The 8,794-nt window shown below is 42.3% G+C and carries 9 protein-coding genes; 5 read left to right on the top strand and 4 right to left on the bottom strand.

Annotated elements, in window-relative coordinates; all coding sequences use genetic code 11:
- The first annotated feature begins 87 nt into the window (after positions 1–87).
- On the top strand, positions 88–1,299 hold the full coding sequence (locus IQ19_RS17790; protein WP_144543734.1) for an MFS transporter: 1,212 nt from the start codon (positions 88–90) through the stop codon (positions 1,297–1,299).
- A 189-nt stretch (positions 1,300–1,488) separates the two neighbouring features.
- On the opposite strand, the gene IQ19_RS17795 is transcribed toward IQ19_RS17790, so the two are convergent.
- Positions 1,489–2,538: an NAD(P)/FAD-dependent oxidoreductase gene (locus IQ19_RS17795; protein WP_144543736.1), complete on the bottom strand. Its 1,050-nt coding sequence runs from the start codon at positions 2,536–2,538 to the stop codon at positions 1,489–1,491.
- Positions 2,539–2,748: 210 nt separating this feature from the next.
- Between IQ19_RS17795 and IQ19_RS17800 the strand changes: the two genes are divergently transcribed.
- The 4 genes from IQ19_RS17800 to IQ19_RS17815 all read left to right on the top strand — a co-directional run bounded on the left by IQ19_RS17800 (position 2,749) and on the right by IQ19_RS17815 (position 6,709).
- Positions 2,749–3,594 carry an ABC transporter ATP-binding protein gene (locus tag IQ19_RS17800; RefSeq protein ID WP_144543738.1) on the top strand — a complete coding sequence of 282 codons (846 nt, stop codon included), beginning with the start codon at positions 2,749–2,751 and terminating at the stop codon, positions 3,592–3,594.
- Positions 3,545–4,471: an iron-hydroxamate ABC transporter substrate-binding protein gene (locus IQ19_RS17805; RefSeq protein WP_144543740.1), complete on the top strand. Its 927-nt coding sequence runs from the start codon at positions 3,545–3,547 to the stop codon at positions 4,469–4,471. Before IQ19_RS17800 ends, IQ19_RS17805 begins: the two co-directional genes overlap by 50 nt.
- Positions 4,472–4,694: 223 nt before the next feature.
- The gene (locus tag IQ19_RS17810; RefSeq protein WP_144543742.1) at positions 4,695–5,705 is read left to right on the top strand and encodes a FecCD family ABC transporter permease; all 1,011 of its coding nucleotides are present in this window, start codon (positions 4,695–4,697) and stop codon (positions 5,703–5,705) included.
- A complete protein-coding gene (locus IQ19_RS17815; protein WP_144543744.1) occupies positions 5,702–6,709 on the top strand; it encodes a FecCD family ABC transporter permease in 1,008 nt (335 codons plus the stop codon). Before IQ19_RS17810 ends, IQ19_RS17815 begins: the two co-directional genes overlap by 4 nt.
- Positions 6,710–6,938: 229 nt before the next feature.
- Here IQ19_RS17815 and IQ19_RS29295 read toward each other — a convergent pair whose 3' ends face one another.
- The 3 genes from IQ19_RS29295 to IQ19_RS17825 all read right to left on the bottom strand — a co-directional run bounded on the left by IQ19_RS29295 (position 6,939) and on the right by IQ19_RS17825 (position 8,620).
- Entirely contained in the window at positions 6,939–7,139 is a 201-nt protein-coding gene (locus IQ19_RS29295) for a DUF6843 domain-containing protein (RefSeq protein ID WP_394140944.1), read from the bottom strand.
- A gap of 111 nt (positions 7,140–7,250) precedes the next feature.
- Entirely contained in the window at positions 7,251–7,655 is a 405-nt protein-coding gene (gene gvpU, locus IQ19_RS17820; RefSeq protein ID WP_415802858.1) for a gas vesicle accessory protein GvpU, read from the bottom strand.
- A gap of 2 nt (positions 7,656–7,657) precedes the next feature.
- Positions 7,658–8,620 (bottom strand): hypothetical protein, encoded by a 963-nt coding sequence (locus IQ19_RS17825; RefSeq protein ID WP_144543746.1) that lies wholly within the window; start codon positions 8,618–8,620, stop codon positions 7,658–7,660.
- Positions 8,621–8,794: the final 174 nt, after the last annotated feature.

Below are 8,794 nucleotides of genomic sequence, written 5' to 3' on the forward strand. Positions count from 1 at the left end.
TTTTCTTTTACAAAAAATAGATACCTTATTTCCTGTATATGTAGTATCTTTGGAATATCGAAATATTTCATAAACGAGAGGATTATCATGTGGAAAAATAAAAACGTGTGGATACTGCTGACAGGTGAGTTTATTGCCGGCCTGGGTCTGTGGCTTGGGATTATCGGCAACCTTGAATTTATGCAGGAAAAGGTTCCTTCAGACTTTGTAAAGTCCATTATTTTGGCTGGCGGACTGCTTGCCGGAATTGCGGTTGGCCCCTGGGCTGGCAGAATTACAGACCAGATTAGCAAAAAAACGGTTATGCTCGCATCCGGCTTTGCCAGGGCATTGAGCGTTATTTTTATGTTAATTGCCATCCAGACCGGATCTGTATGGTGGATGGTTATTTTTCTTGTTTTCCTTCAGATTTCCGCTGCCTTCTATTTTCCTGCTCTGCAAGCGGCAATTCCGCTGGTCGTGGAAGAAAAAGATTTACTGCAATTGAATGGGATTCATATGAATGTCTCCACCCTATCCAGGATACTCGGAACAGCGGTCGCAGGGATTCTTTTGGTGATATTGCCATTATCAATGCTCTATATCGGTTCACTCGCTGCCTACTTAATTCTGTTTGCCATGACCTGGTTCCTGAACTTTGATGAATCTGATTTAACCCCAGGCACTTCAAAAGGAACGGCCAAGCAAGGCGGATTTAAGGAAGTGTTTCCGATCATTAAAGGCTTGCCAATTGTACTCATGACATTGGTCTTAACCTTGGTGCCTGTACTGTTCCTTGGCGGTTTCAACCTGATGGTCATTAACATCAGTGAACTCCAGGATAGCTCGTCCATTAAAGGATTAATTTATATGGCAGAGGGAATTGGCTTCATGCTTGGTGCATTTATCGTCAAACAAATCGGCCAAAAACGGTCTCCCTATACGATTCTGTTTTTCTTCTCCTTTATCATTGGCATATCACAGCTGCTTCTCTATTTCGCTGATGTGCCAGTGTTAACACTGGTGGCGTTCTTTGTATTCGGCTTTGCCGTTGGCTGCTTCTTCCCGACCGCAGCTACTATTTTTCAAACAAGAGTGCCAAAAGAATTCCACGGAAGGTTCTTCTCCTTCCGAAACATGCTTGACCGTGTAACTTTTCAGATTGTGCTTCTCCTGACAGGATTCCTGCTTGATGCAGTCGGCCTTCAGATAATGGTCGTAATCTTTGGAATACTGTCACTGGTCATGACGGCAGCTTTCTTTGCTAAATTCAGGCAGCTTAGGACAGAAGTACAGATAAATGAAAAGATCAGTACGTAAAAAAACCGGCTCACATCGATGTGGGCCGGTTTTTCGCTTCTATTTCAGCTAAATTTCAGACATTTTTTCAGTAAATATCAGTTTATGTGCGGATAGTGTTCATTTATGTGCGGATAAATTTTTTTCTGTGCGCATAACCCAATTTTATGTGCGGATAAAAAAATTTATGTGCACATAGCCATTTTCGCCCTAGTGCACCAGCTGCTTCACCAATTCCCGGTTCCGCTTTTTAAAGACGTCATTATGAGATGAGACCATCGCTGCTGCGGCAGCATCTGGTTCAATGTACTGTTTCGCTTTATTTACTGCATTAGCAGCATCCTGGAATGCCCCGGCAATCAAGTGAAGTTTTCCCTCATGTTTAAGGATATCCCCTGCAGCATATAGTCCTTCAACAGACGTTTCACTGTTCGCATTGCCTGCAATATAGAAATCTTCCAGCATTTCAATGTTCAGATTGCTATTCTTTAAGAGTTCCGTATCCTGTTCATAGCCATGGTTAATCACCACTTCATCAATCGCCAGATAAGAAACCTCACCCGTTTCGTTATTGGTCAGTTCCACCTGTTCAATTTCCTCATGATTTCCGCCGGCAATTAATTTTGTGATGGACGTATTGCTGATGCAGATAACAGAGCTATTCATCAGCTGCGAAACCTGTGCTTCATGGCCAGTCAAAGCATCTCTCCTGCAAGTGATATATACCTGTTTCGCAACGGGCTCCAATTCATTCGCCCAGTCTACTGCAGAATTCCCCCCGCCAGAAACAATCACAGTTTTACCTTTAAAATGTTTAAGCGATTTGACTGTATAATTCAGATTGGAGACCTCAAACCGCTCTGCCCCTTCTATCTTCAGTTTCTGCGGCTTTAGAATTCCGCTTCCAACAGCAACAATGACGGTTTTGGAATAGTGCTCTTCTCGAGAGGATCCTTTTAAGACAAATAGACCATCTTCATTTTTGGCAATGGATTCTACTTTTTCATTAAGAACGACCGTCGGATTAAATGTTAGTCCCTGTTCAACCAGCTGTTCGATCAGCTTTGCCCCCGGAGTCGGCGTCAGGCCGCCTACATCCCAAATCATTTTCTCCGGATATACATGAATTTTACCGCCAAGCATAGGTTGAAACTCAATCAGCTTTGTTTTCATTTTTCTTAGGCCGCTGTAAAAAGTGGAGTAAAGCCCGGCGGGTCCGCCTCCAATGACCGTAACATCAAATACTTCAACATTATTCATTTACCGTTCACTCCTATAACCAATTACTATTGATTATCATTCTCACTTCAACTATACGACCTTTCTTCTCCTTTGACAATGAAATTTTTTCTGAATACTTTTCCTTTAAATACTATTGACATAAAAATCAGATAGACTTATAGTAAAAAAGAACCGATACTGATAATCATTATCATTAAAATATATTTTCAAATAAACGGAGGTTACATAATGGTCCGCCTATATACAGATGGCTTGAACATTGGATATAGTGAACGCTTGATTGTGAAAGACCTTAGTGTCCAGATTCCCGATAAGAAGATCACTACCATAATCGGCCCAAATGGCTGCGGAAAATCAACCCTTTTAAAAGCGATTACACGAATCATTTCCCATCAATCTGGAACGGTAATTCTGGATGGCGAGAACATTTCAAAGGAAAATACAAAGATCCTCGCCAAGAAAATGGCAATTTTGCCGCAAACACCCGAAAGTGCAAGCGGTTTAACAGTTGGCGAACTGGTCTCATACGGACGCTTTCCTTATCAGAAAGGCTTTGGCAGATTAACCAAAAAGGACTATGAAGTCATTGATTGGGCTCTTGACGTTACTGGAACGAAAGATTTCAAATATCGCCCAGTTGACGCCCTATCCGGCGGCCAGCGCCAAAGAGTCTGGATCGCAATGGCTCTTGCTCAGGAAACAGACATCATTTTCCTTGATGAACCGACCACTTACTTGGATTTGGCCCATCAGCTTGAAGTTCTCGAGCTTCTCCAAAAGCTGAACCAGGAACAAGAGCGCACCATTGTGATGGTCCTTCATGATTTAAACCAGGCAGCCCGTTTTGCTGACCATATCGTTGCATTAAAAGATGGCGAAATTGTTAAATCAGGAAGCTATGAAGAAGTCATCACACACGAAGTCCTAAGAAAAGTATTCAATATTGATGCTGTCATCGGGCGCGACCCCCGTACAAACAAGCCAATGTGCATTACTTATAATTTATTAAAAGGAGAAAACCAACATGAAGAAACTATTAATTCCGTTTACAATCTTGCTGCTTCTGCTTATTAGCGCCTGCGGCAATACAGAGCAAGGAGAATCCAAAGAGGCTGAACCTAAAGAAGACAAAAAATCAGGCACCTTTACATATGAGTCTGAAACTGGGCCGATTGAAGTCCCAGCTGATCCTAAGCGAGTTATCCTCCTTTCCGGCTTTACAGGAAATGTAATGCAGTTGGGCGTAAATATCGTCGGAGTTGATACATGGTCCAAGAATAACCCTCGCTTTGAAGAACAATTGAAAGATGCTGAAGAAGTATCCGAAGATAACCTGGAAAAAATTATTGAATTGGAGCCAGACTTGATCATTGCATTATCCACTGTAAAAAACTACGATAAACTAAAGGAAATAGCTCCTACAGTAACGTATACATGGGGAAAACTTGATTATCTGTCTCAACATAAAGAAATTGGCAAACTTCTGAATAAAGAAGAGGAAGCAACAAAATGGGTGGAAGACTTCGAGCAGCGTGCCGAAGCAGCTGGTGAAGAAATCCGTGACAAAATTGGCGAAGATGCAACCGTTTCTGTATTCGAAATTTTTGATAAACAGCTTTATGTATTTGGTGATAACTGGGCACGCGGAACTGAAATATTGTATCAGGCAATGGACTTAAAAATGCCTGAGAAAGTAAAGGAAATGGCTTTGAAAGATGGCTACTATGCCATTTCGACTGAGGTGCTTCCGGAATATGCAGGAGATTATATCGTACTTAGCAAATACTCTGATGCAGATCATTCGTTCCAGGAAACTGAAACGTACAAAAATATCCCTGCCGTAAAAAATAATCGCGTCTTTGAAATGGACGGCAACGGTGCATCCTTCAGTGACCCAATCACACTCGATGCACAGCTGGAATTCTTTAAAGAATCATTTTTAGGAAACTAATACTTAAGGAGGGATTCTTATATTTGGGAATTCCTCTTTCCTATTTAGAAAAGCACAAGCGCCTTGCCCACGGGGGTAGGACTTGGAGCTAGACAGTTATCGAAGTACAAAAATATAAATTCTGATATTATTAAAAAAGCGCAAGGAGCCGCCTCTCTGCTGGAGCAAGACAATTTTCGTAGTTTAAGGCAGTTCTGATCCTATAAAGAAAGATGAGAGTACAATGACAAAAGATGCTCAACCCTTCATTCCATTTATATATAAACTGTTAGCAGGCTTCGTTATTTTTGCCGGCATGTTTGTGGCTGCGTGTGTGTTTGGGGCAGCGGATGTTACGGTCAGAGATGTTTGGCTGGCGCTTACTTCCAATGCTTCGGGAGAAAAAATTTCGATTATTCGTGAAATCCGTCTGCCTCGTGAAATTGCTGCCATTTTCGTTGGAGCTGCGCTTAGCATTTCCGGGGCCATTATGCAGGGAATGACAAGAAATCCTCTTGCTGATCCAGGACTGCTCGGATTAACGGCTGGAGCAAATGCTGCACTTGCATTAACTCTTGTTCTAATTCCCTCAGCAAATTACATAGGGATTCTGTTTGCCTGTTTTATCGGTGCAGCTGTCGGAGCTGGGTTGGTTTTCGGCATTGGCGCCATGAAAAAAGGAGGTTTTTCTCCTATTCGGATCGTATTGGCCGGAGCTGCGGTTTCTGCCTTCCTTTTTGCAATAGCAGAAGGAGTCGGCATCTATTTTAAAATTTCAAAAGATGTCAGCATGTGGACTGCTGGCGGAATCATCGGCACATCCTGGAACCAGCTGCAAGTGATTGTTCCGGTTATTTCCATCGGCATTCTTATTACTCTTTTTCTGTCCAAGCAGCTGACTATTTTAAGCTTAAATGAGGAAGTGGCTGTAGGCTTGGGACAAAATACAACTCAGATTAAGACGATTCTGTTCATCTTAGTGACCCTGCTTGCAGGAGCATCAGTTGCACTGGTCGGCAATATGGCTTTTATCGGGCTGATGGTGCCTCATATTGTCCGTGCCATTGTAGGTACCGACTATCGTTATATTCTTCCCATGTCCGCCCTTACAGGAGCTTCTTTTATGCTTCTGGCCGATACACTCGGGAGAACCATCAATGCGCCTTACGAAACACCCGTTGCGGCTATTATTGCAGTAATGGGGCTTCCTTTCTTCCTGTTCATCGTGCATAAAGGAGGTAAGGCTTTCTCATGATTCAGCCAGAGTTAGTAAAAAAACAGCGAATTTTAATGGCAGTTTTATCAGCACTTATTATCGTTACCATTATTATTGGTATGGGATTAGGCTACGCCTCCCTTTCATATGACCGATTAATCCCGACTATTATGGGACAGGGCACATTTAAAGAAGAATTTGTGTTATTTTCTATTCGGCTGCCGCGGGTATTTATCACCGTATTGGCCGGTATGGCACTTGCATTATCCGGTGCCATTTTACAAGGGATCACACGCAATGACCTGGCGGATCCAGGCATTATAGGCATAAATTCCGGTGCTGGTGTAGCTATAGCCGTCTTCTTTCTTTTCTTCCCAATCGAAGCTGGCTCTTTTATATATATGATGCCGCTATGCGCATTTTTCGGTGCATTAATTACAGCCATTCTGATCTATTCTTTTTCCTATAAAAGAAGTGAGGGGCTCCAGCCTGTAAAAATGGTGCTGGTCGGGGTTGGATTTTCCATGGCACTTTCCGGTGTGATGATTGTCCTGATCTCTTCAGCTGAAAGAGAAAAGGTAGATTTCATTGCCAATTGGCTATCAGGGAATATCTGGGGGACGGATTGGCCATTCATCTGGGCACTCCTGCCATGGCTACTTCTGCTTATTCCATTTACTTTATATAAAGCAAACCGCTTGAATCTCTTAAGCTTAAGTGAGCCTGTCGCCATCGGAATAGGCGTTTCAATCGAAAAAGAACGAATCATCCTGCTTTTAACAGCAGTCGCACTCGCAGCTTCCGCCGTATCGGTCACAGGCGGAATTGCCTTTATCGGCCTAATTGCACCGCATATGGCCAAAGCCCTTGTTGGGCCGCGAAACCAGCTGTTTATTCCGCTCGCGATACTCATTGGCGGCTGGCTGCTGTTATTCGCCGATACTATCGGCCGCAACCTCGTTGATCCGAATGGACTTCCAGCCGGCATTATGGTTGCACTAATTGGTGCCCCTTATTTTATGTATTTGTTATTGAAAAAATAATGGCAACGGCTGCAGCCTTACATGCAGCCGTTTATTTGTAAATCCTTTTTAAAAGCAGGTACTTACAATATTAAAGTTCATGTAACTAACAAAGAAATTCATGAACATCAACCCACCCAAGAAAAAGTAAAATAACAAAAAGGTGGATATTCCAGCTTTTTTGTTCAATCAAACGTTTGATTAATTTTCCTCTTCCCCATCAAGAACGCCTTCTTCATAAAGAATCTCCTCAAGATGATCCGTCTTGCAGGTAAACCATATCCTCCTGGCATCCTACTGTAAAACGGGTATAAGAATACTCGTATCCATCCCCCATGGTTGAACCAATTCCTCCCTGCTTGATGCAGTGTTCAGGAATTTCTTCACGTTTTCCTTTTCCATCAACATAAAAATATAAGTTCTCAATCAGCCCTTCACTTTGGGATGTAATTCAGTTTGCCCTTACCTCTAAAGGTAAAATAGAAAGGTCATATAACCATTGATGACAAATATTAGCAATTGCAGGTCATACCCTGACAATTGCTAATATTCCCACTTAACTCTATGAATCTTTATTACTGCCGTCAAATATCTTCCCTAAAAAGAAACCATCTACTTCACTTAACTTACCTCGCCAGAGTATATCCCCTTTTGAGGGCGTCGGTTTACTGTCCCCACAATATACCTTGGTTTCTTTCATATGAATGAAGTGGGCTTCCGAATCATCATTGGACTGAGCAGCATCTCCTGCTTTTTCTAGCTGTTCACTTAACTTTTGAGCAACCTCACTCCCACCCTCAATTGTTTCACTTAGCGCATTGAAATAATCCTTAGCAGATACCAGGGTTCCTGTTATAACTGCGCCATTTACATTTAATGTAATATCTAAGGAGAAATCATGTTGGTTCGCTGCTTGCACAAAAAATTCCAGAATGCTATCTTTCATTGTGCCAGAATCAAGACTCACTTTTACTCCTCCTTTTTAAATCCATTTAGAAGATATGTCTCCTCCTCATCAGAGATAACGGTGTAATCCTTATCTTTAAGCTTCTTGGATTTTGATTTCTTACCGGTTGCATGCTTTTTGTTTTTACCAGATCTAGTATTGGCATTTTTGTTGTTGCTTTCAGGATTCTTTTCGTCTTCGCTATCCTGATCATCTTCTTCATCTGAATCATCTTCGTTTTGATCTTGACTTTTTACTTCTTCACTATCTTCTTGATCTTCCTCTTCTTCTTCACCGTCCTTGTCGTCATCCTGGTCTTGTTGTTGGCTTTTCACTTTAACACCAGGCCCTTGGCTTTCTGTCTCAGAGGTCTCTTCACTACTGTTATCCTGTCCATCTTTCTCTGTGTTCTCTTCGCTACTCTGGTTCTTTTGTTGATTATTTACTTTTTCACCCGTTTCTTGGCCTTCCTTCTCAGAATCCTCTTCGTCATCTTGGCTCTGATCTTGGTTTCTTGCCTCTACTGATTCCTCTTCCCCTTCCTGACCTTCTTCGTCTGTGCTCTCTTCGCCACTCTGGACTTGGTCTTGGTTTGCTGCTTTGTCCTCCGTCTCTTGCCCCTCTTCCATGGAGGATCCTTCATTATCTTCCTGACCTTCTTCGTCTGTATCCTTTTCGCTACTCTGGACTTGGTCTTGGTTTGCTGCTTTGTCCTCCGTCTTTTGCCCATCTTCCTTAGAGCCATTTTCTTGTCCCGTATTATCTTCTTCGCTTTCATGTTTTTGCTGGTTGGTCAGCGCCTGCTTATCTTCATTTTGACTTTCTTCATCAAAATTCTTTTGAACACCTTCTAATCCTTTCTCTCCGTCACCTTTTTCACTTTGACCCTTCGCGTCTTTTTCCGTTTCTCCTGACTGGCCAGCATTTTGACCCAATTCTAAATGATCACTTTCACCCTTTTTTTCCTGAATTAAAATGGTTAGCATTTGTTCAATTTTACCTAGCCGGCCCTGTAATTCTTCATTTTCTTTTTTTAATGAATCGTATTCTTTTTGGAAAGAGTTTTCATAGCTTGTTCCATTCTTATTACTTCCCTCCTGGTCTTCTGATTGAGACTGGGAGCGGTCATTGTTCCCTTCGCCCTCTGATTGGGACTGGGA

It is taken from the genome of Cytobacillus oceanisediminis (assembly GCF_007830235.1).
Classification (GTDB): domain Bacteria; phylum Bacillota; class Bacilli; order Bacillales; family Cytobacillaceae; genus Cytobacillus; species Cytobacillus oceanisediminis.

Coding starts and splice junctions, on each gene's coding strand:
- IQ19_RS17790 (WP_144543734.1), top strand. CDS start 88: ATGTGGAAAAATAAAAACGTGTGGATACTGCTGACAGGTGAGTTTATT.
- IQ19_RS17795 (WP_144543736.1), bottom strand. CDS start 2,538: ATGAATAATGTTGAAGTATTTGATGTTACGGTCATTGGAGGCGGACCC.
- IQ19_RS17800 (WP_144543738.1), top strand. CDS start 2,749: ATGGTCCGCCTATATACAGATGGCTTGAACATTGGATATAGTGAACGC.
- IQ19_RS17805 (WP_144543740.1), top strand. CDS start 3,545: ATGAAGAAACTATTAATTCCGTTTACAATCTTGCTGCTTCTGCTTATT.
- IQ19_RS17810 (WP_144543742.1), top strand. CDS start 4,695: ATGACAAAAGATGCTCAACCCTTCATTCCATTTATATATAAACTGTTA.
- IQ19_RS17815 (WP_144543744.1), top strand. CDS start 5,702: ATGATTCAGCCAGAGTTAGTAAAAAAACAGCGAATTTTAATGGCAGTT.
- IQ19_RS17825 (WP_144543746.1), bottom strand. CDS start 8,620: ATGCTAACCATTTTAATTCAGGAAAAAAAGGGTGAAAGTGATCATTTA.